Below are 22,691 nucleotides of genomic sequence, written 5' to 3'. Positions count from 1 at the left end.
GAGTACGCGCACCGGGTGTGGATCGGCCCTCCGGTTGACCCCCGCGCGCATCCCGTTTCCCTACTCTGGGTTACGTGCAGAGCCTCTACGACTTCCTCCGCCGCCACCCGACCTGGGTCGACACCTTCTGGGCCGTCGTCCTGTTCGGGCTGTCCGGCGTGAGTGTGGTCAATCTGCACGGATCGGCAGGGCACCACGGGTCGATCGCCGCGGGCCTGGCCGTGTCCGTCGTCCTGTGCACGGTCGTCGCGCTGCGCCGCCGTTTCCCGGAGGCGATGCTGCTGGTCGCGTGCGCGACCGGACTGGCCCAGCTGGTCCTGGACGTCGAGACGACCGTCGCCGACTTCGCGATGCTGGTGATCACGTTCACGGTCGCGGCGATCGGCGCGCGCTGGGCCTCGCGGGTCGCGCTCTGCGTCAGCCTCGTCGCGGCGACCGTCGCGCAGATACGCTGGCCGGCCACGCACTCCGGCTTCGTCGGGCACATCGCCCTAGCGGTCTTCCAGACGGTGCCCTTCGCGCTCGCCTGGGTGCTCGGTGACTCCATGCGCACGCGGCGTGCCTACTTCGCCCAGCTGGAGGAGCGCGCCGCCCGCCTGGAGAAGGAGCGCGAGGCCCAGGCGAAGGTCGCGGTCGCCGCCGAGCGTGCCCGGATCGCGCGCGAGCTGCACGACGTCGTCGCACACAACGTGTCGGTGATGGTGGTGCAGGCCGACGGCGCCTCCTACGTCCTCGACGCCGCCCCCGACCAGGCCAAGAAGGCCCTGGAGACGATCTCCTCCACCGGCCGGCAGGCCCTCGCCGAGATGCGCCGCCTGCTGGGCGTGCTGCGCACCGGGGAGCACCAGGAGGGCGGGGAGTACGTCCCGCAGCCCGATGTCGACCAGATCGACGACCTCGTCGAGCAGTGCCGCGCCTCCGGGCTGCCGGTCGACTTCAAGGTCGAGGGCACCCCGCGCCCGCTGCCGAGCGGCGTGGAGCTGACCGCGTACCGGATCGTGCAGGAGGCGCTGACCAACACCCGCAAGCACGGCGGGCCCAACGCGGGCGCGAGCGTGCGGCTGGTCTACTTCGACGACGGGCTCGGCCTGCTGGTCGAGGACGACGGCAAGGGCGCCCCGCACGAGCTGTACGAGGAGGGCGGCGCCGACGGCCAGGGGCACGGGCTGATCGGCATGCGCGAGCGCGTCGGCATGGTCGGCGGCACGCTGGACGCGGGCCCGCGCCCGGGCGGAGGATTCCGCATCAGCGTCCTGCTCCCGCTCAAACCGGCGCACTGATGTCCTCGCGCGCTCCCGACCGACACCCGTAAGCCGCCCCCTGAAAGCCGATTTCTGAAAAGAGGCCCGATGACGATCCGCGTGATGCTCGTCGACGACCAGGTGCTGCTGCGCACCGGGTTCCGGATGGTGCTCGCCGCCCAGCCGGACATGGAGGTCGTCGCGGAGGCGGGCGACGGCGTCGAGGCGCTCCAGGTGCTGCGCACCACCCCGGTCGACGTCGTCCTGATGGACGTCCGCATGCCGAAGCTGGACGGTGTGGAGACCACCCGGCGGATCTGCGCGGAGCCGGACGCGCCGAAGGTGCTGATCCTGACCACGTTCGACCTGGACGAGTACGCGTTCTCCGGGCTGAAGGCGGGCGCCTCCGGGTTCATGCTCAAGGACGTGCCGCCCGGTGAGCTGCTGGCCGCCATCCGGTCCGTGCACAGCGGTGACGCCGTCGTGGCGCCCTCCACCACCCGGCGGCTGCTGGACCGCTTCGCGCCGATGCTGCCCTCCGGCGGCAAGGAGCCGCAGCACAAGGAGCTGGAGCGGCTCACCGAGCGGGAGCGGGAGGTGATGGTGCTCGTCGCGCAGGGCTTGTCCAACGGGGAGATCGCGGCCCGGCTGGTGCTCAGCGAGGCCACGGTCAAGACCCACGTGGGCCGCATCCTGACCAAGCTCGGCCTGCGCGACCGGGTGCAGGTGGTCGTGCTGGCGTACGAGACCGGGCTGGTCCGCGCGGGCGGGCACGGCTGACCCGAGCTCAACCGGAGGCGTGCGGGCGCCTGACGAGGGTGCCCGACGGGAAGCCGAGGGCGTCGTACGGTCGGCCGGCGCCGGTGTGCCGGCCTCGGCGGGTCTGCGGGCACCGACCGGGCGGGACCGGTGCCCGCCATGGGTGACACGGGGCTCCGGTGGGGTGGACCGTCGGCCCCCGCGGGGAGGCGTCAGCGCAGGACGCCCTCGATGAAGTCGCTGCCCAGCCGGGCCACCGCGGACAGGTCCAGCTGGTGCTGGACGTACCGGCCGCGGCGGCAGTCCGTGATCAGGCCCGCCCTCTTCAGCACCGCGAGGTGCCGGGATATCTCGGGGGCCGACATGCCGTGCGCGTCGGCCAGTTCGCCCGTGGTGTGCGGGGCGCGGGCGAGATGCCGGCACAGCCGCATCCGCACCGGGTGGGCCAGCGCCTCCAGGCGGCGCGTGAGCTGTTCGACGGACGGGGCCTGCGGGCGCGTGCCGCTCGCGGGGTAGGTGATCGACGGCTGCCAGCCGAAGCGGTGCAGCACCATGACGTGCGGCCAGCCGAGGCTGGTCGGCACCAGGACCAGGCCGCCGTCGCCCGTGGCGGTGCGGCCCACCGAGAGCTTGTCGACCGTGATCAGCCCGGCCTCCTCGTCCAGCGAGACGGCCTCGGACAGCGATGTGACGGCTTCGCCGAGGCCCTTGCGGCGCAGCAGCTCGGTCCGGTGCCGGGCGTCGGCGGCGAGCTGGGGCTGGATGCGGGCCCAGGTGTCGGCGAAGAAGGCCTCGTCGCAGTCGAGCATCAGCTGCCGGAACCACGCCCGGACGAGCGGCGGGTCCTCCAGCAGCCGGCGCGTGAACTGCTCCTGTACGGCCCCGCGCGCGGCGGCCAGCTCCAGGGCGCGGCGGCGCAGCTCCGGGTCGTCCAGCAGGGCCGGCTCCTGGACGTCGTAGCGCAGCCGGCAGGTGAACTCCAGGGCGGCGTCGACGAACTGCTGGTCCGTCAGCTTGTCCAGGAGGTCCAGGTCCTCGGCGAGGGTGGCGCCGGGCACCGTGCGCCGGCCGGGGACGCCGCCGAAGGGGGCGAAGACGTCCGAGAACGTCGTACGCCACAGGAAGTCGGCCTCGCAGAGCCGGTCGGCCAGGCGGGGGTCCAGCCGGGACGAGACGGCGGTCGCCCAGCCCTGGAGATCGGGGTGGTGGCCGGGCTCGCTGAGCGCGTGCAGCGCCATCCCCAGCTCCGCCAGCGGGGAGGGCACGACCCGGACCCGCTCGGGCGGCAGTCCGGTGATGTCGATCGTCACGCTCATGCACCCATCGTGCACCGGCCCACTGACAGTGCCTCCGTGGATTGACGGCAGTCGTCAATCCACGGGACATCCGCACCGGGCTCGACCAGGCTGAAGGCACCGGGGCAGCCGCGGAGCCCGATCACCCACAGATCAGCCACGTCCAGATCAGCCACGTCCCGAACATCCTGTAGAGGCGATCCGCCATGAGCGTCACCCAGCAGTACCTCCTCGACATCCACCGGGCGCGCACGCTCGGCGAGCCCGAGCCGCCCGCGCCGGGCCGCCACGATCTTCAGACCGTGCGCGAACTGCGCGCGTACCGGCGCTTCAGCGCGGTCGTCGCCGAGCGCCCGGCACGCGGGCGCGTGCGGTACGCCCTGCGCCGCCGGCTACGCCCGCGCGCACTGTGATCACAGTCCCGCGGGCGCCGATCACGGCGCGGGCAGGCGCGTCACGAAGTCGGCGACGGCCGCCCGCACGTCGTCCGCCGTCCACTCCAGGCCCTGCGCGCCGACCGTGACCTCGGTGAACGCCAGGTCCGGCCCGCCGTGGTCCCAGGCCCGCGCGAACAGCAGGACCGAGGTCTCCTCCGCCTGCCGCACCGCCGCCTCGGCCGGCACGTCGGGGGCGTACGGCAGCCAGACCCGGAACTCGTGGGTGTGCGGCACCGCGGGGTGCACGCGGGCCCCCGGCACGCCGGCCTCGGCGAACCCCTCGCGCAGCGCCGCGGCCACCACGCGCGCGTGCCGCACATAGCCGGGCAGCCGGGGCAGTTCCGTGTCGAGTCCGGCGAGGGCCGACAGCACGGTCGGGAACTGCTGGAAGATCATGCCGCCGTACCGGTGCCGCCAGGCCTTCGCCTCCTCGATCAGCGTCTTCGGGCCGGCCAGGGCGGCCCCGCCGAAGCCGCCGAGGGACTTGTAGAACGAGAGGTAGACGGTGTCGGCGAGCGCGGCGATCTCCTCCAGGGAGCGCCCGAAGTGCTCCGTGCACTCCCACAGGCGCGCGCCGTCGAAGTGCACCACCGCATCGCGCTCCCGCGCGGCCTCGACGACCTCCGTCAGCTCCTCCCAGGAGGGCAGGACGTAACCGGCGTCCCTGAGGGGCAGTTCCAGCATCAGCGCGCCGAAGGGCTCGTCGAAGTCGCGTATCTCGGCGGCCGTGGGCAGCCGGGGCTCGCTGGTCACCCGCACCGGGCGCAAGCCGCTGACCTGGCTGAACGCGTTCCGTTCATGCACCTCGGGATGGGCGAGGCCGTGCAGGGCGACGGTGGGGTCTCCGGTGCGGGCGGCCCAGCAGCGCAGGGCCACCTGCTGGGCCATCGTGCCGGTCGGGAAGAACGCGGCGGCCTCCGTGCCGAGCAGCGCGGCGACCCTGTCCTCCAGGGTGCCCACGATCCGGTCGCCGTACATGTCGACCCGCTCGTCGAGGTCGTGGACCTCGGGTGCCGTCCGGGCCAGCCAGTCCAGGCGCTCCCGGATCGTGCCCTCGAACGGGGCGCGCCACAGCACGCGCCGCGCCTGTTTGGACGCGGCCACCCGCCGCTCGTACCGTGCCCGCCTCTGATCCTGCTCAGCCGTATCGGTCATAGCGGCGATCATGCCGCGCCCCGCACCCGCCCGGTACCGGGATTTCCACGCCGCGGAGCCCTCGCGGCGGCGTGGCGAAACCCACAGCCTGTGGACGACCGGCCGCTGCCGGACCGGATAGCGTTAACATGACGAGAAATCGTCCGGTACATCGTCCGGTACCCAGAGCGGACTGGAACGGGAAGGCCGCCGTCGCGTGAGTACAGTCCACCAGCCAGACCTCAGGGACCGCCCCGCGCGGCTCACCGTCGGCGTCGTCGGCGCCGGCCGCGTGGGCCCCGCGCTGGCCGCGTGCCTCAAGCTCGCCGGGCACCGCCCGGTGGCCGTCTCCGGAGTCTCCGACGCCTCCCGCAGGCGCGCCGAGACCATGCTCCCGGGCGTGCCGCTGGTGCCGCCCGCCGAGGTCCTCCAGCGTGCCGACCTGGTGCTGCTGACCGTCCCCGACGACGCCCTGCCCGGCCTGGTCGCCGGCCTCGCCGAGACCGGTTCCGTACGGCCGGGCCAGCTGCTCGTGCACACCTCCGGCCGCTACGGCGCCGGGGTCCTCGCCCCCGCCCTGCGCGCGGGCGCGCTGCCGCTGGCGCTGCACCCGGCGATGACGTTCACCGGCACCCCGGTGGACGTCCAGCGCCTCGCCGGCTGCTCCTTCGGCGTCACCGCGCCCGAGGAACTGCGGCTGGCCGCCGAGGCCCTGGTCATCGAGATGGGCGGCGAGCCCGAGTGGATCAGCGAGGAGAACCGCCCGCTCTACCACGCGGCCCTCGCCCTCGGCGCCAACCACCTGGTCACCCTCGTCGCTCAGTCCATGGAGCTGCTGCGCACGGCCGGTGTGACGGCGCCCGACCGGATGCTCGGCCCGCTGCTCGGCGCCGCCCTGGACAACGCGCTGCGCTCCGGCGACCTGGCGCTCACCGGGCCTGTCGCGCGCGGGGACGCCGGCACGGTCGCCGCGCACGTCACCGAGTTGCGCAAGCACGCCCCGCAGACCGTCGCGGGCTACCTCGCGATGGCCCGCGCCACCGCCGACCGGGCCCTCGCCCACGGCCTGCTGAAGCCGGAGCTCGCCGAGGATCTGCTCGGTGTGCTGGCCGACGGATCCAACGGCACCAACGGCACCAACGGCACCAAGGGGAACGCCTGATGACCACCGTCCTGCTGAGCACCGCCGAAGAGCTGCACGCACGCGTGCGCCGCGGCCGACGTGCCGTCGTGATGACGATGGGCGCCCTGCACGAGGGCCACGCGACCCTGATCCGCAGCGCGCGGGAGCTGGCGGGCCGCGACGGCGAGGTCGTCGTCACCGTCTTCGTCAACCCCCTCCAGTTCGGCGCGGGCGAGGACCTCGACCGCTACCCGCGCACCCTCGACGCCGACCTGAAGATCGCCGAACAGGCGGGCGCGGACGCGGTGTTCGCGCCCTCCGTGGACGAGGTCTACCCCGGCGGCAACCCCCGGGTTCGCATCACCGCCGGCCCGATGGGCGAGCGTCTGGAGGGTGCCTCGCGGCCGGGCCACTTCGACGGCATGCTCACCGTCGTCGCCAAGCTGCTGCACCTCACCCGCCCCGACGCGGCCCTGTTCGGGCAGAAGGACGCCCAGCAGCTGGCCCTGATCCGGCGCATGGTGCGGGACCTGAACTTCGGCGTCGAGATCGTCGCCGTACCCACGGTGCGCGAGGCGGACGGGCTCGCCCTGTCCAGCCGCAACCGCTACCTCTCGCCCGACGAGCGCGGTGCGGCGCTCGCGCTGTCCCGCGCGCTGTTCGCCGGCCGCGACCGGCACGCGGCGCAGGAGGCGCTGCGCGCGCGTGCCCGCGAAGTGCCCTCCACGCATGCGCGTGCCGAGGCGCTCAGCGCCATAGGAGAGTCCCGCGCGGCGGCCGACGCGCACGCCGTCGCCACCGCCGTACCCGGCGGTCCGGCCGCGGTCCGCGCGGCGGCCCGCCAGGTCCTGGACGAGGCCGCGCGCTTCGTCCCGCCGCTCCGGCTGGACTACCTCGCCCTGGTCGACCCCGCCGACTTCACCGAGATCGGCGACGACTTCACCGGCGAGGCCGTCCTCGCCGTCGCCGCCCGGGTCGGCACGACCCGGCTGATCGACAACCTCCCCCTGACCTTCGGAGCCGCCTCGTGACCAGCACAGGCACCAACCCGGCCACCAACACGGGCATACGTCTGCACGCGCCGGCCCCCGGGTGGAGCATCGCCGCGGACGTGGTCGTCGTCGGATCCGGCGTGGCCGGGCTGACCGCGGCCCTGCGCTGCGAGGCCGCCGGGCTCACGACGGTCGTCGTCACCAAGGCCCGCCTGGACGACGGCTCCACGCGCTGGGCGCAGGGCGGCATCGCCGCCGCCCTCGGCGAGGGCGACACACCCGAGCAGCACCTCGACGACACCCTGGTGGCCGGCGCGGGCCTGTGCGACGAGGACGCCGTCCGGATCCTCGTCACCGAGGGCCCCGACGCCGTACGCCGACTCATCGACACCGGAGCCCACTTCGACGAGTCCTCCGAGGGCGGACTGGCCCTCACGCGCGAGGGCGGCCACCACCGGCGCCGTATCGCGCACGCGGGCGGCGACGCGACCGGCGCCGAGGTCTCCCGGGCCCTGGTGGAGGCGGTACGCGCGCGCGGGCTGCGCACGATCGAGAACGCCCTGGTGCTGGACCTGCTGACCGACGCCGAGGGCCGTACGGCCGGCGTCACGCTGCACGTGATGGGCGAGGGCCAGCACGACGGCGTGGGCGCCGTGCACGCCCCCGCGGTGGTCCTCGCGACCGGCGGCATGGGCCAGGTCTTCTCCGCGACCACCAACCCGTCCGTGTCCACCGGCGACGGCGTGGCGCTGGCGCTGCGCGCGGGCGCCGAGGTCTCCGACCTGGAGTTCGTGCAGTTCCACCCGACCGTGCTGTTCCTCGGCGCGGACGCGGAGGGGCAGCAGCCGCTCGTCTCGGAGGCCGTGCGCGGCGAGGGCGCCCACCTGGTCGACGGCGACGGCGTGCGCTTCATGGTGGGCCAGCACGAACTGGCCGAGCTGGCGCCCCGGGACATCGTCGCCAAGGGCATCCTGCGGCGGATGCTGGAGCAGGGCGCCGAGCACATGTACCTCGACGCCCGGCACTTCGGCGCCGACATGTGGGAGCACCGCTTCCCGACCATCCTGGCCGCCTGCCGCGCCAACGGGATCGACCCGCTCACCGAGCCCATCCCGATCGCCCCGGCCGCGCACTACGCCTCCGGGGGCGTGCGCACCGACGCGCGGGGCCGGACGACGGTGCCGGGCCTGTACGCGTGCGGCGAGGTCGCCTGCACCGGCGTGCACGGCGCGAACCGGCTCGCGTCCAACTCCCTGCTCGAAGGCCTCGTCTACGCCGAGAGCATCGCCGCCGACATCGCCGCCGCGCGGGCGGAGAACGGCCTCCACGCGCGCGTGCCCGCACCGGTCCCGCACCCCGAGACGCCCGCCCACCCGCTGCTCGCCCCCGAGACCCGGTTCGCCATCCAGCGGATCATGACCGAGGGCGCGGGCGTGCTGCGCTCGGGGGAGTCCCTCGCCCGGGCCGCCGAACAGCTCCAGGGGCTGCACACGCAGGCCCGCGACGCGCTCCAGGAGCACGGCAAGACCGCCGAGCCCGGTGTCGACACCTGGGAGGCCACCAACCTCCTGTGCGTCGCCCGCGCCCTGGTCGCCGCCGCCCGGTTGCGCGAGGAGACCCGCGGCTGCCACTGGCGCGAGGACCGCGCCGAGCGCGACGACACCAACTGGCGGCGCCACATCGTCGTACGGCTGAGCCCGGACCGGTCCCTGGCCGTAGGCACCACCGACACCGCAGACTTCCCCCCTACCCGGTAACACCCGCGAACCCAGCGCCCCAGGAGCAGTGACAGACGTGAGCACCGACGACCTTCCCCTCGCCTCCGCCGGCGGCTGCGGCGACGACTGCGCCTGCGGCGCCGAGGGCGACCACGAATACCTGGAGTGCGGGCTCGACCCCGCGCTCGCCGAGCTGCTGGCCGCCGCCGGGCTCGACCCCATCGAGGTCGAGGACGTCGCCAACGTCGCCATCCAGGAGGACCTGGACGGCGGCGTGGACGTGACGACCGTCGCGACCATCCCCGAGGAGGCCACCGCCACCGGCGACTTCACCGCGCGCGAGGCGGGCGTCGTGGCGGGCCTCCGGGTCGCCGAGGCCGTGCTGTCCGTGGTCTGCACCGACGAGTTCGAGGTCGAGCGGCACGTCGACGACGGCGACCGGGTCGAGGCCGGGCAGAAGCTGCTGTCGGTCACCTCGCGCACGCGTGACCTGCTCACCGCCGAGCGCAGCGCGCTGAACATCCTGTGCCGCCTGTCCGGCATCGCGACCGCCACGCGCGCGTGGGCGGACGCGCTGGAGGGCACCAAGACCAAGGTCCGCGACACCCGCAAGACCACCCCCGGCCTGCGCGCGCTGGAGAAGTTCGCGGTCCGCTGCGGCGGAGGCGTCAACCACCGCATGTCGCTGTCCGACGCGGCCCTGGTGAAGGACAACCACGTGGTCGCCGCCGGCGGCGTCGCACAGGCCTTCAAGGCCGTACGGGAGGCCTTCCCGGACGTGCCGATCGAGGTCGAGGTCGACACGTTGCACCAGCTGCGCGAGGTGGTCGAGGCGGGCGCCGACCTGATCCTCCTGGACAACTTCACGCCCGGCGAGTGCGCGGAGGCCGTCGGCATCGTCGGCGGCCGGGCCCTGCTGGAGGCCTCCGGGCGGCTGACGCTCGGCACCGCGCGCGCGTACGCCGACACCGGTGTGGACTTCCTGGCGGTCGGCGCGCTCACCCACTCCTCGCCGATCCTCGACATCGGCCTGGACCTGCGCGAGGCGGAGTAACGGCCATGCTGCTCACGATCGACGTCGGCAACACGCACACCGTCCTCGGCCTGTTCGACGGCGAGGACATCGTCGAGCACTGGCGCATCTCCACGGACGCGCGCCGCACGGCGGACGAGCTGGCGGTGCTGCTCCAGGGCCTGATGGGGATGCACCCGCTGCTCGGTGAGGAGCTGGGCGACGGCATCGACGGCATCGCCATCTGCGCGACCGTCCCGTCGGTGCTGCACGAGCTGCGCGAGGTCACCCGCAGGTACTACGGCGACGTGCCCGCGGTGCTGGTGGAACCGGGCGTGAAGACGGGCGTGCCGATCCTCACCGACAACCCCAAGGAGGTCGGCGCGGACCGGATCATCAACGCGGTCGCGGCCGTGGAGCTGTACGGCGGCCCGGCGATCGTCGTCGACTTCGGCACGGCGACCACGTTCGACGCGGTCTCCGCGCGCGGGGAGTACGTCGGCGGCGTCATCGCACCCGGCATCGAGATCTCCGTGGAGGCGCTCGGCGTCAAGGGCGCGCAGCTGCGGAAGATCGAGGTGGCCCGGCCGCGCAGCGTGATCGGCAAGAACACCGTCGAAGCCATGCAGGCGGGCATCGTGTACGGCTTCGCGGGGCAGGTCGACGGGGTGGTCGAGCGGATGGCCCGGGAGCTGGCCGAGGACCCGGACGACGTGCGGGTGATCGCCACGGGCGGGCTCGCGCCGATGGTGCTGGGGGAGTCCTCGGCGATCGACGAGCACCAGCCGTGGCTGACGCTGATCGGGCTGCGCCTGGTGTACGAGCGGAACGTGTCGCGCATGTGAGACGACCGGCGCCCTCTCCGGGAGGCGCCGGTCTTTCGACCGCGTGGCGCCGGTTCTCGCATTCCACGCGCGCGGATGTCGCCCGGATATGGCGCCTGGGTGCGTGTTCGTGGCCCCGGTCGAGGGAAACGCGGAGCGACACGCGGCGACACAGCATTCCGGTCCGTCACTTTTGTCCGATTAGCGGTAGCGTCGCCGCATGCCCACGCCATACGGATCCCGCGGCGGCATGGCGTTCGGCGTGGAGGAGCTGCGTGTGCTCCGTCGCGCCCTCGCCCTCGCCCTTCACCCCGGCCAAGCCTCTGCCGGGGACGTCCAGGACTGTTTCCGGCTCGCCGAGTCGCTCGACGAGGCGATGTGCGAGGGGGCGAGACTGCGCGCGTTCCTGGTGGCCGACCTCGGCCGGTACCGGGCCGCGCTGCCGGGTACCGCCGCCGGTTACCTCACCCTCCTGGAGGAGGCGCTGGGCGCCGGGCACCGGCCGACGCCGGACGACCTGGCCGCGCTGCGGGCGCTGCGCGGCAATCCCGCGGCGGCCGCGCTGCTGGACCGTTGCCAGGCGCTGGCCGAGCAGGACGTACGAGCCCGGTTCGCACAGGGCGCCCGGACGGTGCCCGCTCCCGCCGTACCGCCCGCACGGACGCGCCTGACGGCCCTTCCCGGCGGCGCGGGCGAGTCCGGGGTCCAGGAGGCCGGGGAGCCGGCGAAACCGGCGGAGAAGCCCGCGCAGAAGCCGGGGCCGGCCCCCGCGGAGCGCCCCGCCCCGCAGCCGGCGCCCCCGAAGCGCCCCATCCCGACGCCGGGCGAGGTCTTCCCGCGCCGCAAGCCGGTGCCGCCGACGGAGGACACCGAGTCCCGCCAGCTCGCCGCGGGCTGACCCGCCCACCCGCCGGGGTGTCCGTGCAGGTCGGGAGGCCAACCGGGTGGTTCGCGCACCCCGTGCCTTTCGCCCGTTCCCGCGTAGCTACCCTGTCAGGCATGGACTACGTCTCCGCGCTCGTGCCTCCGGTCGTGATGGCCGTGTTCTTCATCGGTTTGGTCAGGGTGATCGTGAAGACCCAGGGCGGTGCCGCCAAGGCCAAGGAGGACGCGGCCGTCGACGCCGCCCTCGCGCGCGCGGAGAGTGCGCGGCAGGCCTCCGCCGGCGGCGACGCCTGATCCACCCCGGGCGTACGACTCCCGCATCCCGTGGGGTGCGGATCCGAGTCGTACGCCCTTTTTGTTCGCGTTCGCAGGGTTAGTGCACGTCCGGCACGCCATTGTCGGGATCTCCCACTATTGTTCTGAGCTGTGCCTCGCCCATTGGGAGAACTCGAAGACGCGGTCATGACGCGGGTGTGGAAGTGGAACCGCCCGGTGACGGTTCGAGAAGTCCTGGAAGACCTCCAGCAGGAACGCTCGATCGCGTACACCACCGTGATGACCGTTTTGGACAATCTCCATCAGAAGGGCTGGGTGCGCCGGGAGGCCGAAGGGCGGGCCTATCGATATGAGGCCGTCTCGACACGGGCCGCCTACGCCGCCGCCCTGATGAACGACGCGTGGTCGCAGAGCGACAACCCGGCCGCCGCTCTCGTCGCCTTCTTCGGGATGATGAGCGAGGAACAGCGGCACGCCCTCCGCGACGCGGTACGCATCGTCCAAGGACCGGAAACCCCGGAAGCTTCCGCAGCCCCCGAAGCTCCCGAACCCCGGCAACGGGAAGCCGCGCAACAGGAAGCTCCGCGACAGGAACCCGCCGAACCTCGCCAAGAGGAGAACCCCGGCTCGGCAGAGGACGCCGCCGGGCGATAGCGTCCGCTCATGTCAGCCGAGCGCCCCGAAGTCTCCGCAAAAGACATCACCGTCCGCCGGGCGCGGACCAGCGATGTCCCGGCCGTACGCCACCTCCTCGACGCCTACGTGCGTGACCGCATCCTGCTCGACAAAGCCACCGTCACGCTTTACGAGGACATCCAGGAGTTCTGGGTCGCGGAACGCGACGACAACGCCGAGGTGGTCGGCTGCGGTGCGCTGCACGTCATGTGGGAGGACCTCGCGGAAGTCCGCACTCTCGCGGTGAAGCCGGGCCTCAAGGGCGCCGGCGTCGGCCATCAGTTGCTGGAGAAGCTGGTCGAGACCGCACGCCGGCTCGGCGTTCGCCGCGTTTTCTGCCTCACCTTCGAAGTGGACTTCTTCGGGAAGCACGGCTTCGTGGAGATCGGTGAGACGCCCGTCGACGCGGATGTCTACGCGGAGCTGTTGCGTTCCTATGACGAGGGCGTCGCCGAGTTCCTCGGTCTCGAACGAGTGAAACCGAACACCTTGGGCAACAGCCGGATGCTTCTGCATCTGTGATCGCCATTGCCCGAGTGCCCTATGTCCGAAACGCGCATGTTTCCGGGTCTAGGGGGTCCACCGGTGCTCTCCCGGGGGTTTGTGTTTTTCCGGCAAAAGCGGTTTGCTTTCCGGCGTAGTGCAGTACTGCATATAACAGGGGCGGCGAAACGGCGGACGCCGCACACCCCTGGCCCTCAACGTTATCGATGAAAGGAAATCCGGTGGCACAGAAGGTTCAGGTCCTTCTTGTCGACGACCTCGACGGCGGCGAGGCGGACGAGACCGTGACGTTCGCGCTGGACGGCAAGACGTACGAGATCGATCTCACGACCATCAATGCGGACAAGCTGCGTGGGCTTCTGGAGCCCTATGTGAAGGGCGGCCGTCGTACCGGAGGCCGTGCCTCTGGTGGACGCGGAAAGGCCCGCGCCGCTTCCGGTGGCAACCAGGACACCGCGGCGATCCGCGCCTGGGCGAAGGAAAACGGTTACGAGGTCAACGACCGCGGCCGTGTTCCGGGGAACATCCGCGAGGCCTACGAGAAGGCCAACGGCTGATCCCGCCGCACGGCGGGCGACGGCCCGGCGCACGCGCGCCGCAGCCGGACGCGGTGACACTCCGCTGCCACCGTGTCCACCAGTCGCACGAGATCGGGGGCGCTCCCCTCGCGTCCCATCGCCGACAGTGCAGGCAGCGAGGCCTCGGCCTCGCCTCCCGGCCGAGGGGGCCGCAGCCACACGGCGGCCCCCCGTACGGAGCCGAAAGGTACGGAGCCGAAAGCCGGACCGGCCGTCGGCAGGCCGGCCGTCGGCACATCGGCATCCGGCACACGGGCCTCCGGCACACGGGCCTCCGGCACACGGGCCTCCGGCAGTGATGACCTCGGCGCCTCCGGCGCACCGTCGGCCCCCGGTGGCGGCCCCGGCGCCTCCACCGCGCCGCCCGCGCCCAGGGCCCGCAGGTCGAGGGGGACGGCGCTCCACTCCAGCCAGTCCAGCAGCCCCGGCAGCTCCTCCGCGCCGCCCGTGGCCACCAGCAGCTGCATCCGGTCGCCCCGCAGCGCCACCGGAGAGCCCGGCGCGAGATGCCGGAGCGCCCGCGCGCCCGCCTCGGCCGGCACGTCCAGGACGTCGAACCGCACCCCGGTGAGCAGCCGCAGCGGCCGTCCGGGCACGGTCGCCCACCCCAGATCGTTCTCGTACCAGTGGCGGATTCGCGCCTCCGGGCCGCCCGCCGCGGAGCACGGCCCCGATTCCGGGGCAGGAGGGTCGAGGAGGCCGTCGCCCGGGTCGAGGGGCCGGCGGGGAAAGGGGACGGTGTGGACAGGGTGAGTCATGCGGTGCTCCCGGGCCGGGCCAGCCATGCCAGGTGCAACCGGCCGAGCGACCTGATGGTTACGCTGCGTACTCGAATGGTTGCTCATGGTTTCGGAAGGGGAGGCGTGTGGGGGTCCGGGGGAGCGCGAGGTTGTTCGCCCATAGCGGAGGGAACGGGGCCCTGCGGCATGGAGTGTCAGTCCCCGCGGGTAAGACATGCCTAGTGGGAGGGGGCGACACGCAGGACGGCCCGTCTCACGTTCGCCATCGGCGTACTGGCGATGAGGGTAACTGCCTGGCCTGCGGGAACATCGTCTCGCACCATCAGGTTGGGACAGATGTCGGCGTTCGGGGTCAGGAGGCCAAGGACGGTGTCGGCAGTTGGAATGAGCGGTCCCCGCTTGCGGGACTAAGCTGCGGAAGGACAGGGAGGGGAAGTTCCCCCCACTGCCTGACCGCTCTGAGGAGCGATTAACGATGTTCGAGAGGTTCACCGACCGCGCGCGGCGGGTTGTCGTCCTGGCTCAGGAAGAAGCCCGGATGCTCAACCACAACTACATCGGCACCGAGCACATCCTCCTGGGTCTCATCCACGAGGGCGAAGGTGTCGCCGCTAAGGCCCTGGAGAGCCTCGGCATTTCGCTTGAGGCGGTCCGCCAGCAGGTGGAGGAGATCATCGGCCAGGGCCAGCAGGCCCCGTCCGGGCACATCCCCTTCACTCCCCGTGCCAAGAAGGTCCTGGAGCTGTCGCTCCGTGAGGCTCTTCAGCTGGGCCACAACTACATCGGCACGGAGCACATCCTGCTCGGCCTGATCCGTGAGGGCGAGGGCGTCGCCGCCCAGGTCCTGGTCAAGCTGGGCGCAGACCTCAACCGGGTGCGGCAGCAGGTCATCCAGCTGCTCTCCGGTTACCAGGGCAAGGAGACCGCCACCGCCGGCGGCCCGGCCGAGGGCACCCCCTCGACCTCCCTCGTCCTCGACCAGTTCGGCCGGAACCTCACCCAGGCCGCTCGTGAGTCCAAGCTCGACCCGGTCATCGGGCGCGAGAAGGAGATCGAGCGGGTCATGCAGGTGCTGTCCCGCCGTACGAAGAACAACCCGGTCCTGATCGGTGAGCCCGGCGTCGGCAAGACCGCCGTCGTCGAGGGCCTCGCCCAGGCCATCGTCAAGGGCGAGGTGCCCGAGACGCTCAAGGACAAGCACCTCTACACGCTGGACCTCGGCGCCCTGGTCGCCGGCTCCCGCTACCGCGGTGACTTCGAGGAGCGCCTGAAGAAGGTGCTCAAGGAGATCCGCACCCGCGGCGACATCATCCTGTTCATCGACGAGCTGCACACGCTGGTCGGTGCGGGTGCCGCCGAGGGCGCCATCGACGCCGCGAGCATCCTGAAGCCGATGCTGGCCCGCGGTGAGCTGCAGACCATCGGTGCGACCACGCTGGACGAGTACCGCAAGCACCTGGAGAAGGACGCGGCCCTGGAGCGCCGTTTCCAGCCCATCCAGGTCGCCGAGCCGTCCCTGCCGCACACGATCGAGATCCTCAAGGGTCTGCGCGACCGCTACGAGGCCCACCACCGCGTCTCCATCACGGACGAGGCCCTGGTCCAGGCGGCCACCCTGGCCGACCGGTACATCTCGGACCGCTTCCTGCCGGACAAGGCGATCGACCTGATCGACGAGGCCGGATCGAGGATGCGCATCCGCCGGATGACCGCTCCGCCGGACCTGCGCGAGTTCGACGAGAAGATCGCCGCCGTCCGCCGGGACAAGGAGTCCGCGATCGACTCGCAGGACTTCGAGAAGGCCGCCTCCCTGCGCGACAAGGAGAAGCAGCTCCTGGCCGCCAAGGCCAAGCGCGAGAAGGAGTGGAAGGCCGGCGACATGGACGTCGTCGCCGAGGTCGACGGCGAGCTGATCGCCGAGGTCCTCGCGACCGCCACCGGCATCCCGGTCTTCAAGCTGACCGAGGAGGAGTCCTCGCGTCTGCTGCGCATGGAGGACGAGCTCCACAAGCGGGTCATCGGCCAGGTCGACGCCGTCAAGGCGCTGTCGAAGGCGATCCGTCGTACGCGTGCCGGTCTGAAGGACCCGAAGCGCCCCGGTGGTTCGTTCATCTTCGCCGGCCCGTCCGGTGTCGGTAAGACCGAACTCTCCAAGGCCCTCGCCGAGTTCCTCTTCGGTGACGAGGACGCGCTGATCTCCCTCGACATGTCGGAGTTCAGCGAGAAGCACACGGTCTCGCGGCTCTTCGGTTCGCCCCCCGGTTACGTGGGCTACGAAGAGGGCGGCCAGCTCACCGAGAAGGTGCGCCGCAAGCCGTTCTCCGTCGTCCTGTTCGACGAGGTCGAGAAGGCCCACCCGGACATCTTCAACTCGCTGCTGCAGATCCTGGAGGACGGTCGCCTGACCGACTCCCAGGGCCGGGTCGTGGACTTCAAGAACACGGTCATCATCATGACGACCAACCTCGGCACCCGGGACATCTCCAAGGGCTTCAACCTGGGCTTCGCGGCCTCGGGTGACACGAAGACCAACTACGAGCGCATGAAGAACAAGGTCCAGGACGAGCTGAAGCAGCACTTCCGGCCCGAGTTCCTCAACCGCGTCGACGACGTGGTCGTCTTCCCGCAGCTGACGCAGGAGGACATCCTGCGGATCGTCGACCTGATGATCAGCAAGGTGGACGAGCGCCTGAAGGACCGGGACATGGGCATCGAGCTCTCCCAGTCCGCCAAGGAGCTGCTGTCCAAGAAGGGTTACGACCCGGTGCTGGGCGCGCGTCCGCTGCGTCGCACGATCCAGCGCGAGGTCGAGGACACGCTCTCGGAGAAGATCCTCTTCGGTGAGCTGCGCCCCGGTCACATCGTGGTCGTGGACACCGAGGGCGAGGGCGACGCCCAGACCTTCACCTTCCGCGGTGAGGAGAAGTCGGCGCTGCCCGACGTCCCGCCGATCGAGCAGGCGGCCGGCGGTGCCGGGCCGAACCTGAGCAAGGAGGCGTAAGCCTCCGGCGGACCAGCCGAGTTGAAGGGGCCGGTGCCTTTGGCACCGGCCCCTTCAGCACATCCGGAGATCAAGCGCCGACGGTCGTCAGGACAACTGCCCGTTGTAGTCGGGGAGCTTGAAGGTCTTCTCGGCGTGGCCGCCGGAGAGGTCGGTGGCGCTGTTGCCGATGTTCGCGATGATCGTGTAGCCCTTGTTCTCGATGTCGACGCGCTGGGCCGTCTTGTAGGCGGCGACGTCCTTGAAGAGGTCGAACAGGCCGCGGACGTAGAGGCCGGAGGCGTCGTAGCCGTCGTACTTCAGGTTCCACTCGGTGGGCTCTTCGATGATGCCCGGGCGGGCCGTGACGAAGAAGAGCGAGACGCCGTGCTCCTGGGCGTACTTCGCGACGTTCAGCACGGGCTTGTTGGCCGGCTGGGGGAAGCTGAAGCCGTAGTCGGTCTCCAGCGTGGTGTTGTCGATGTCGAAGACGATCGCCTGCTTCTCGCCCGGCTCGGCGGCGGCGATGCGCTCCTTCAGGTACGGCAGGGCCTGGTCCATCACCGTCTGGCAGTCCTTCTGCCAGGTCGCGTAGTCCACCTTCGTGGCCGTCGCGGTGGCGGTGGTGTCGGCCGCGGTGCTGCTCGTGGTCGCGGCCTGGGCCGGGGCGGCCAGAGCCGCCAGGGCGGCCACGGAGACGGCGGTGGCGGAGATACGGCGAGCCCAGGAGCCTCTGGTCATCGGTGGGGGTCCTCTCACGCGGACGGGTCCTGAATGTCAGGGGCATGATCTGAGGTGAGGGTGGCGTGAGGGGAACCGTAGGGTTACTGAACGGTAGGCGCCCAGGGGGTGTGCGTCACATTCACGTGATCGCCGACGGGGAACCCGGTGATAAGCCGCACAGGCGATTCGCCCGCTACTAGCCCGGACAGTGGAGCCGGCCGGACGGGTAAAGGGCCGACAAAGAGAACGTCATGTCCGGAGCTCGTGGGTAAAGAACGGCGGCCTCGGGGCGGTGGCATCTACTACCGGGCGCCGTGGGAGAGGCGTTTTGGGGTGGGCGGGGTGCTGGGCTACCAAGGAGTGGCCGCCCGGAGGGACGTCCGTTCGCCGGGTGGCCGCTCTGTCCCCGAGTTCACGAGGTTTCGATGTTCCAGCGCGCCACGTCCCGTTCTTCCCGTACGTCCTCGCTCCGCGCCCGCGTGACCGTCCTGGCCGCCGCGGTGGGGTCCCTGGCCGTCGTGGGGACCGGGGTCGCGAGCGCGGCCGCGCCGTCGGCCGGCTGGGTCGACCCGGTGAAGAAGTACACGCTGTCGGCCCGCTTCATGCAGGCCGGCGGCATGTGGCAGACCAAGCACAGCGGTCTGGACTTCGCCGTGCCGACCGGCACCGCCGTCGCCGCCGCGCACGGCGGCACCGTCGTCAAGGCCGGCCCGAACGGCGCCGGCGACGGCCCCGCGTACGGCAACGCCGTCGTGATCAGGCACGGCAACGGCGCGTACTCGCAGTACGCGCACCTGTCCCGGATCGACGTCAAGGCGGGCCATGCCGTCAAGGCCGGCCAGCGCATCGCGCTGTCCGGCTCCACCGGCAACTCCACCGGTCCGCACCTGCACTTCGAGATCCGTACGACCCCGAACCACGGCTCCGCCGTCGACCCCGCCGCCTTCCTGCGCGGCAAGGGCGTCACCTTCTGAGCGGCGACACCGCCTACGTGCGCCGGCAGGCGTGTTCGTGGGCCTGGGTGATCAGGTCCAGGGAGACCGCGAGCGTGGCCGCGCGCTTCTTCTCCACGTCTCCCTCCAGGTCCTGCATCGCGAACATCCCGGCGTGCAGCGTGAACATCGCGCTGACGGAGCGCACCTGGTCGACGAGGTCGGTGCCGGGGTCGATGAGGATGTCCCGCAGGCCCCGCATCCGGTCCTTGAAGATGTCGCCGATGCGCAGTTCCCGTACCGTCGCCTGGTTCTCCTGCATGAAGCGGAACAGCGGCTCCGCCTCGGCGAGGGCCGCGCTGTAGCGGCGGATGATCTCCCGCTTCGTGTCGAGGGTGGACGGCTGCCCCCGGCCCCACTCGATCAGTTCCGCCATCGGTTTCGTCAGGTCCTCGAAGAGGCTGACGATGATCTCTTCCTTCGTCTTGAAGTGGTAGTACAGGGCTGCCTTCGTGACGTCGAGACGCTCGGCGATCTCGCGCAGCGAGGTCTTCTCGTAGCCCTGCTCCGCGAAGAGTTCGAGCGCCACGTCCTGGATGCGCTGGCGGGTGTTGCCGCGGCGCTGCTGTTTCGTGCCGTCCATCGTGCCGCCCATCCTCGTACTCCTTGCGCTCCCACGAAACTTACTTGACGCCCGGCTAGTGACAGGTCTACCTTCCACAGTGTAGTCAACTAGCCGGGCGGCAAGTAAGTAGAAGCCGCAGGGGGAATGGAAAGAAAGATGGCGGACACCGTAGAAAGCGCCACCGCGGGCCAACAGCCCGCAATCGAGGGCAAACAGCCCAAGAGCGTGCGGGTCGTGCTGCTCGCGCTGATGATCGCGATGATGCTCGCGATGCTCGACAACATGATCGTGGGTACGGCGATGCCGACGATCGTGGGTGAACTGGGCGGCCTGGAGCACCTGTCCTGGGTGGTCACCGGCTACACCCTGGCCACCGCGGCCTCGACCCCGATCTGGGGCAAGCTCGGCGACATGTACGGGCGCAAGGGGTCCTTCCTCAGCTCGATCGTGATCTTCCTGGCCGGCTCCGCCCTCAGCGGCATGGCCCAGAACATGGGGCAGCTGATCGGCTTCCGCGCCGTGCAGGGCCTCGGCGCCGGCGGTCTGATGGTCGGCGTCATGGCGATCATCGGCGACCTGATCCCGCCGCGGGAGCGCGGCAAGTACCAGGGCATGATGGCCGGCGTCATGGCGCTGGCCATGATCGGCGGCCCGCTGGTCGGCGGCACCATCACCGACAACTGGGGCTGGCGCTGGGCCTTCTACATCAACCTGCCGCTCGGCGCCGTCGCGCTCGCGCTGGTCAGCGCCGTGCTGCACCTGCCGAAGAAGCGGGCCAAGGCGGGCATCGACTACCTCGGTGTCGTCCTGCTGACCGTCGGCATCACCTCGATCGTGCTGGTCACCACCTGGGGCGGCAGCGAGTACGCCTGGACCTCCGCGCGGATCATGGAGCTGATCGCCATCGGCGTGGCCTCGCTGGTCGGGTTCGTGTTCTGGCAGACCAGGGCCGCCGAGCCCGTGCTGCCGCTGCACATCTTCCGGAACCGCAACTTCACGCTGATGTCCTTCATCGGCTTCATCACCGGCTTCGTGATGTTCGGCGCGACGCTCTACCTGCCGCTGTACCAGCAGTCGGTGCAGGGCGCGTCCGCGACCAACTCCGGTCTGCTGCTCCTGCCGATGCTCGGCGCGATGCTGGTGACCTCGATGGTCGCGGGCCGGGTCACCACCAACAGCGGCCGCTACAAGGCCTTCCCGATCGTCGGCGGTGTCCTGATGGCCGTCGGTCTGTACCTGCTGTCCACCATGGACACCGGTACGACCCGGCTGACCTCCGGCATCTACATGGCCGTCCTCGGCCTCGGCATGGGCTGCCTGATGCAGATCACCATGCTGGTCGCGCAGAACAGCGTGGAGATGAAGGACATGGGCGTCGCGTCCTCGTCCACCACCCTGTTCCGTACGCTCGGCTCGTCCTTCGGTGTCGCCATCATGGGCGCGCTGTTCAACGACCGGGTCAAGCACGTCATGGCCGAGCGGGCCGGTACGGCCGGCAAGCACATGACCGAGAAGAGCGCGGCGCTGGACGCCAAGAGCCTGCAGAAGCTGCCGCCGATGATCCGGGAGGCCTACCAGCACGCCGTCTCCGCCGGTACGCACTCGGCGTTCCTGCTGGGCGCGGCGATCGCGGTCCTCGTGCTGGCCGCGGCGGTGTTCGTGAAGGAGGTCCCGCTGCGGGGCGCAGGCGCCAAGCCGTCGCCGGAGGGCGAGGACGCCGCCGCGCCGGTGATGGTCGAGGCCGTCTGATCCCACCCGCCTCACCCTGAACCGAAGACCCCGGCCGGTGTCCGCCCCGGGGTCTTCTTCCTTTTCCGCTCAGCTTCCCTTTCCGCTCGGCGGCCCGTCGCCAGGGGCGCCGTACCGCCGAATCAGCTGCTTCCCCCCGACAGCGGCAGCATCGGATAGCTCCCCGTCGCCGTCGGCGCGTGTTCCGGCAGCCACAGCACCGCCACCGCGCCCTCCGCCGGGAGGTGGGGCGGGGAGCCGGCGGGGCGGATGTTGCGGAAGGTCAGGCGGGCGCCGAGGACGCGGGCCTGGCCGGCCGCGATCGTGAGGCCCAGCCCGTGGCCCTGGCCGGCGCGGTCCTTGCTGCCCGTGCGGAAGCGGCTCGGGCCCTCCGCGAGGAGTTCCTCGGGGAAGCCGGGGCCGTGGTCCCTTATGCGGATGACGCGGCCCTCGACGGTCACCTCGACCGGCGGGCGGCCGTGCCGGGCCGCGTTGGCGAGGAGGTTGAACAGCACCCGCTCCAGGCGACGCGGGTCCGTGGTGACCTCCGACTCGTGCACCACCTGTACGGCGATGTCCGGGTTCTTGGCCGCCACACGCCGGGTGACGAACTCGCCGAGCATGATGTCCTGGAGCTCGGCCCGCTCCGACGCGCCGTCGAGGCGGGCCACCTCCAGCACGTCCTCGACCAGCGTGCGCATCGCCTTCGCCCGGTCCAGGACGAGTTCCGTCGGGCGGCCGGGAGGGAGCAGTTCGGCCGCCGTGAGCAGGCCGGTCACCGGGGTGCGCAGCTCGTGCGCGATGTCGGCGGTGACCCGGCGCTCGGCCTCCAGCCGCTGGCGCAGCGCGTCCGCCATGGCGTCCACCGCGCGCGCGAGGTCGTCGGTCTCGTCCCGTACGACCCCGCCGATGGCCTCGCGCACCCGCACGTCGGTCTCGCCCTTGGCGACCATGTTCGCGGCCGCCGCCGCCTTGCGCAGCCGCCGGGAGAGCTGGCCGCCGATCAGCACGCCGAGCGCGCTGCCGCCGAGGACGACCGAGACCGAGCCGATGATCAGCGCCTGGTCGAGATCGTTCAGCATCTCGGCCGAGGGATCCGGCAGATGGCTGTGGTACGACAGCACGTGCCCGTCCTTGACCGGCACGGCCGCCCAGATGTCCGCCCGGCCGGCGTGGTCGGAGACGTCGCTGACCATCCGGCCCTCTTCGAGCTTCTCGCGCAGCGCGTCCGGCAGGTCGGGGTCGTCGAGCTTGATGTTGGGGAAGTTGGGGCGACGGTTCAGCTCGTAGTTGCGCTGGGCGATCTGGACGCGGTCGTTGGCCAGCTGACGCGCGTTGTCCAGCATCGAGACCCGGGCCGCGTTGTGCACGACCAGGCTCAGCACGATCGCCACGAGCCCGGCCACCAGGGCGATGGCCGCGCTGAGCTTCCATCTGAGCCCGGTGCGCAGGTCCATGCGCTCCATGCGCAGCATCGGTCGCCGAAGGAACCCCCACATGTGCGCCTCGC

22 protein-coding genes are annotated in these 22,691 nt (G+C 71.5%); 16 read left to right on the top strand and 6 right to left on the bottom strand.

Annotated elements, in window-relative coordinates; genetic code table 11:
- Nucleotides 1-74: 74 nt before the first annotated feature.
- Nucleotides 75-1,280 carry a sensor histidine kinase gene (locus tag ACFC8N_RS38470; RefSeq protein WP_376293715.1) on the top strand — a complete coding sequence of 402 codons (1,206 nt, stop codon included), beginning with the start codon at nt 75-77 and terminating at the stop codon, nt 1,278-1,280.
- Between the two features lie 69 nt (nt 1,281-1,349).
- Nucleotides 1,350-2,021, top strand: a complete 672-nt coding sequence (locus tag ACFC8N_RS38465; RefSeq protein ID WP_376293712.1) for a response regulator — start codon at nt 1,350-1,352, stop codon at nt 2,019-2,021.
- A gap of 191 nt (nt 2,022-2,212) precedes the next feature.
- Here ACFC8N_RS38465 and ACFC8N_RS38460 read toward each other — a convergent pair whose 3' ends face one another.
- Nucleotides 2,213-3,316: a DUF5937 family protein gene (locus ACFC8N_RS38460; protein WP_362821664.1), complete on the bottom strand. Its 1,104-nt coding sequence runs from the start codon at nt 3,314-3,316 to the stop codon at nt 2,213-2,215.
- Between the two features lie 185 nt (nt 3,317-3,501).
- On the opposite strand from ACFC8N_RS38460, the gene ACFC8N_RS38455 reads away from it, so the two are divergent.
- Entirely contained in the window at nt 3,502-3,708 is a 207-nt protein-coding gene (locus ACFC8N_RS38455) for a hypothetical protein (RefSeq protein ID WP_356029194.1), read from the top strand.
- Nucleotides 3,709-3,729: 21 nt separating this feature from the next.
- Here ACFC8N_RS38455 and ACFC8N_RS38450 read toward each other — a convergent pair whose 3' ends face one another.
- Nucleotides 3,730-4,887 carry a beta-eliminating lyase-related protein gene (locus ACFC8N_RS38450; RefSeq protein ID WP_356029192.1) on the bottom strand — a complete coding sequence of 386 codons (1,158 nt, stop codon included), beginning with the start codon at nt 4,885-4,887 and terminating at the stop codon, nt 3,730-3,732.
- Between the two features lie 196 nt (nt 4,888-5,083).
- On the opposite strand from ACFC8N_RS38450, the gene ACFC8N_RS38445 reads away from it, so the two are divergent.
- From ACFC8N_RS38445 to ACFC8N_RS38400, 10 genes are all read left to right on the top strand, one after another.
- A complete protein-coding gene (locus ACFC8N_RS38445; RefSeq protein WP_376293708.1) occupies nt 5,084-6,028 on the top strand; it encodes a Rossmann-like and DUF2520 domain-containing protein in 945 nt (314 codons plus the stop codon).
- Complete coding sequence (gene panC / locus ACFC8N_RS38440; protein ID WP_376293706.1) at nt 6,028-7,020, top strand: pantoate--beta-alanine ligase; 993 nt, start codon at nt 6,028-6,030, stop codon at nt 7,018-7,020. Before ACFC8N_RS38445 ends, panC begins: the two co-directional genes overlap by 1 nt.
- Nucleotides 7,017-8,738: an L-aspartate oxidase gene (locus ACFC8N_RS38435; protein WP_356029184.1), complete on the top strand. Its 1,722-nt coding sequence runs from the start codon at nt 7,017-7,019 to the stop codon at nt 8,736-8,738. Before panC ends, ACFC8N_RS38435 begins: the two co-directional genes overlap by 4 nt.
- A gap of 37 nt (nt 8,739-8,775) precedes the next feature.
- A complete protein-coding gene (gene nadC, locus ACFC8N_RS38430; RefSeq protein WP_356029182.1) occupies nt 8,776-9,753 on the top strand; it encodes a carboxylating nicotinate-nucleotide diphosphorylase in 978 nt (325 codons plus the stop codon).
- Between the two features lie 5 nt (nt 9,754-9,758).
- Complete coding sequence (locus ACFC8N_RS38425) at nt 9,759-10,556, top strand: type III pantothenate kinase (RefSeq protein ID WP_356029179.1); 798 nt, start codon at nt 9,759-9,761, stop codon at nt 10,554-10,556.
- A 229-nt stretch (nt 10,557-10,785) separates the two neighbouring features.
- On the top strand, nt 10,786-11,433 hold the full coding sequence (locus ACFC8N_RS38420) for a hypothetical protein (protein WP_362821713.1): 648 nt from the start codon (nt 10,786-10,788) through the stop codon (nt 11,431-11,433).
- Between the two features lie 101 nt (nt 11,434-11,534).
- Nucleotides 11,535-11,714: a hypothetical protein gene (locus tag ACFC8N_RS38415; protein ID WP_071373304.1), complete on the top strand. Its 180-nt coding sequence runs from the start codon at nt 11,535-11,537 to the stop codon at nt 11,712-11,714.
- A 168-nt stretch (nt 11,715-11,882) separates the two neighbouring features.
- Nucleotides 11,883-12,350 (top strand): BlaI/MecI/CopY family transcriptional regulator, encoded by a 468-nt coding sequence (locus ACFC8N_RS38410; protein ID WP_376293702.1) that lies wholly within the window; start codon nt 11,883-11,885, stop codon nt 12,348-12,350.
- Nucleotides 12,351-12,359: 9 nt separating this feature from the next.
- The gene (locus tag ACFC8N_RS38405; protein WP_356029173.1) at nt 12,360-12,893 is read left to right on the top strand and encodes an amino-acid N-acetyltransferase; all 534 of its coding nucleotides are present in this window, start codon (nt 12,360-12,362) and stop codon (nt 12,891-12,893) included.
- Between the two features lie 203 nt (nt 12,894-13,096).
- The gene (locus ACFC8N_RS38400) at nt 13,097-13,432 is read left to right on the top strand and encodes an Lsr2 family protein (protein WP_356029389.1); all 336 of its coding nucleotides are present in this window, start codon (nt 13,097-13,099) and stop codon (nt 13,430-13,432) included.
- Here the strand turns inward: ACFC8N_RS38400 and ACFC8N_RS38395 are convergent.
- Entirely contained in the window at nt 13,411-14,211 is an 801-nt protein-coding gene (locus ACFC8N_RS38395) for an SCO3374 family protein (RefSeq protein ID WP_376293700.1), read from the bottom strand. The genes ACFC8N_RS38400 and ACFC8N_RS38395 overlap by 22 nt on opposite strands.
- Nucleotides 14,212-14,668: 457 nt before the next feature.
- Here ACFC8N_RS38395 and ACFC8N_RS38390 point away from each other — a divergent pair, with 457 nt between their 5' ends.
- Nucleotides 14,669-17,194, top strand: a complete 2,526-nt coding sequence (locus ACFC8N_RS38390; protein WP_356029169.1) for an ATP-dependent Clp protease ATP-binding subunit — start codon at nt 14,669-14,671, stop codon at nt 17,192-17,194.
- 87 nt (nt 17,195-17,281) lie between these two features.
- Here the strand turns inward: ACFC8N_RS38390 and ACFC8N_RS38385 are convergent, their stop codons facing one another.
- On the bottom strand, nt 17,282-17,914 hold the full coding sequence (locus ACFC8N_RS38385; protein ID WP_376293697.1) for an HAD family acid phosphatase: 633 nt from the start codon (nt 17,912-17,914) through the stop codon (nt 17,282-17,284).
- 407 nt (nt 17,915-18,321) lie between these two features.
- Here ACFC8N_RS38385 and ACFC8N_RS38380 point away from each other — a divergent pair, with 407 nt between their 5' ends.
- Nucleotides 18,322-18,870: a M23 family metallopeptidase gene (locus ACFC8N_RS38380; RefSeq protein ID WP_376293696.1), complete on the top strand. Its 549-nt coding sequence runs from the start codon at nt 18,322-18,324 to the stop codon at nt 18,868-18,870.
- 13 nt (nt 18,871-18,883) lie between these two features.
- Here the strand turns inward: ACFC8N_RS38380 and ACFC8N_RS38375 are convergent, their stop codons facing one another.
- Nucleotides 18,884-19,483 (bottom strand): TetR/AcrR family transcriptional regulator, encoded by a 600-nt coding sequence (locus ACFC8N_RS38375; protein ID WP_376293693.1) that lies wholly within the window; start codon nt 19,481-19,483, stop codon nt 18,884-18,886.
- Nucleotides 19,484-19,609: 126 nt separating this feature from the next.
- Here ACFC8N_RS38375 and ACFC8N_RS38370 point away from each other — a divergent pair, with 126 nt between their 5' ends.
- Nucleotides 19,610-21,202 (top strand): MDR family MFS transporter, encoded by a 1,593-nt coding sequence (locus ACFC8N_RS38370; RefSeq protein WP_356029161.1) that lies wholly within the window; start codon nt 19,610-19,612, stop codon nt 21,200-21,202.
- Between the two features lie 122 nt (nt 21,203-21,324).
- Here the strand turns inward: ACFC8N_RS38370 and cseC are convergent, their stop codons facing one another.
- The gene (gene cseC / locus ACFC8N_RS38365; protein ID WP_376293691.1) at nt 21,325-22,680 is read right to left on the bottom strand and encodes a two-component system sensor histidine kinase CseC; all 1,356 of its coding nucleotides are present in this window, start codon (nt 22,678-22,680) and stop codon (nt 21,325-21,327) included.
- Nucleotides 22,681-22,691 lie beyond the last annotated feature (11 nt).

The organism is Streptomyces sp. NPDC055966 (assembly GCF_042269865.1).
Taxonomy (GTDB): domain Bacteria; phylum Actinomycetota; class Actinomycetes; order Streptomycetales; family Streptomycetaceae; genus Streptomyces.
Note: the sequence above shows the minus strand (reverse complement) of the source record. Positions and strands in the feature narration are given on the sequence as shown.

Bases quoted from the DNA above. Each gene is read 5' to 3' on its own strand.
- ACFC8N_RS38410 (WP_376293702.1), top strand. From the start codon at position 11,883: ATGACGCGGGTGTGGAAGTGGAACCGCCCGGTGACGGTTCGAGAAGTC.
- ACFC8N_RS38395 (WP_376293700.1), bottom strand. From the start codon at position 14,211: ATGACTCACCCTGTCCACACCGTCCCCTTTCCCCGCCGGCCCCTCGAC.
- panC (WP_376293706.1), top strand. From the start codon at position 6,028: ATGACCACCGTCCTGCTGAGCACCGCCGAAGAGCTGCACGCACGCGTG.
- ACFC8N_RS38465 (WP_376293712.1), top strand. From the start codon at position 1,350: ATGACGATCCGCGTGATGCTCGTCGACGACCAGGTGCTGCTGCGCACC.
- ACFC8N_RS38405 (WP_356029173.1), top strand. From the start codon at position 12,360: ATGTCAGCCGAGCGCCCCGAAGTCTCCGCAAAAGACATCACCGTCCGC.
- ACFC8N_RS38455 (WP_356029194.1), top strand. From the start codon at position 3,502: ATGAGCGTCACCCAGCAGTACCTCCTCGACATCCACCGGGCGCGCACG.
- ACFC8N_RS38420 (WP_362821713.1), top strand. From the start codon at position 10,786: ATGGCGTTCGGCGTGGAGGAGCTGCGTGTGCTCCGTCGCGCCCTCGCC.
- cseC (WP_376293691.1), bottom strand. From the start codon at position 22,680: ATGTGGGGGTTCCTTCGGCGACCGATGCTGCGCATGGAGCGCATGGAC.
- ACFC8N_RS38385 (WP_376293697.1), bottom strand. From the start codon at position 17,914: ATGACCAGAGGCTCCTGGGCTCGCCGTATCTCCGCCACCGCCGTCTCC.
- ACFC8N_RS38460 (WP_362821664.1), bottom strand. From the start codon at position 3,316: ATGAGCGTGACGATCGACATCACCGGACTGCCGCCCGAGCGGGTCCGG.
- ACFC8N_RS38370 (WP_356029161.1), top strand. From the start codon at position 19,610: ATGGCGGACACCGTAGAAAGCGCCACCGCGGGCCAACAGCCCGCAATC.
- ACFC8N_RS38390 (WP_356029169.1), top strand. From the start codon at position 14,669: ATGTTCGAGAGGTTCACCGACCGCGCGCGGCGGGTTGTCGTCCTGGCT.
- ACFC8N_RS38415 (WP_071373304.1), top strand. From the start codon at position 11,535: ATGGACTACGTCTCCGCGCTCGTGCCTCCGGTCGTGATGGCCGTGTTC.
- ACFC8N_RS38425 (WP_356029179.1), top strand. From the start codon at position 9,759: ATGCTGCTCACGATCGACGTCGGCAACACGCACACCGTCCTCGGCCTG.
- ACFC8N_RS38375 (WP_376293693.1), bottom strand. From the start codon at position 19,483: ATGGGCGGCACGATGGACGGCACGAAACAGCAGCGCCGCGGCAACACC.
- ACFC8N_RS38380 (WP_376293696.1), top strand. From the start codon at position 18,322: ATGTTCCAGCGCGCCACGTCCCGTTCTTCCCGTACGTCCTCGCTCCGC.
- ACFC8N_RS38450 (WP_356029192.1), bottom strand. From the start codon at position 4,887: ATGACCGATACGGCTGAGCAGGATCAGAGGCGGGCACGGTACGAGCGG.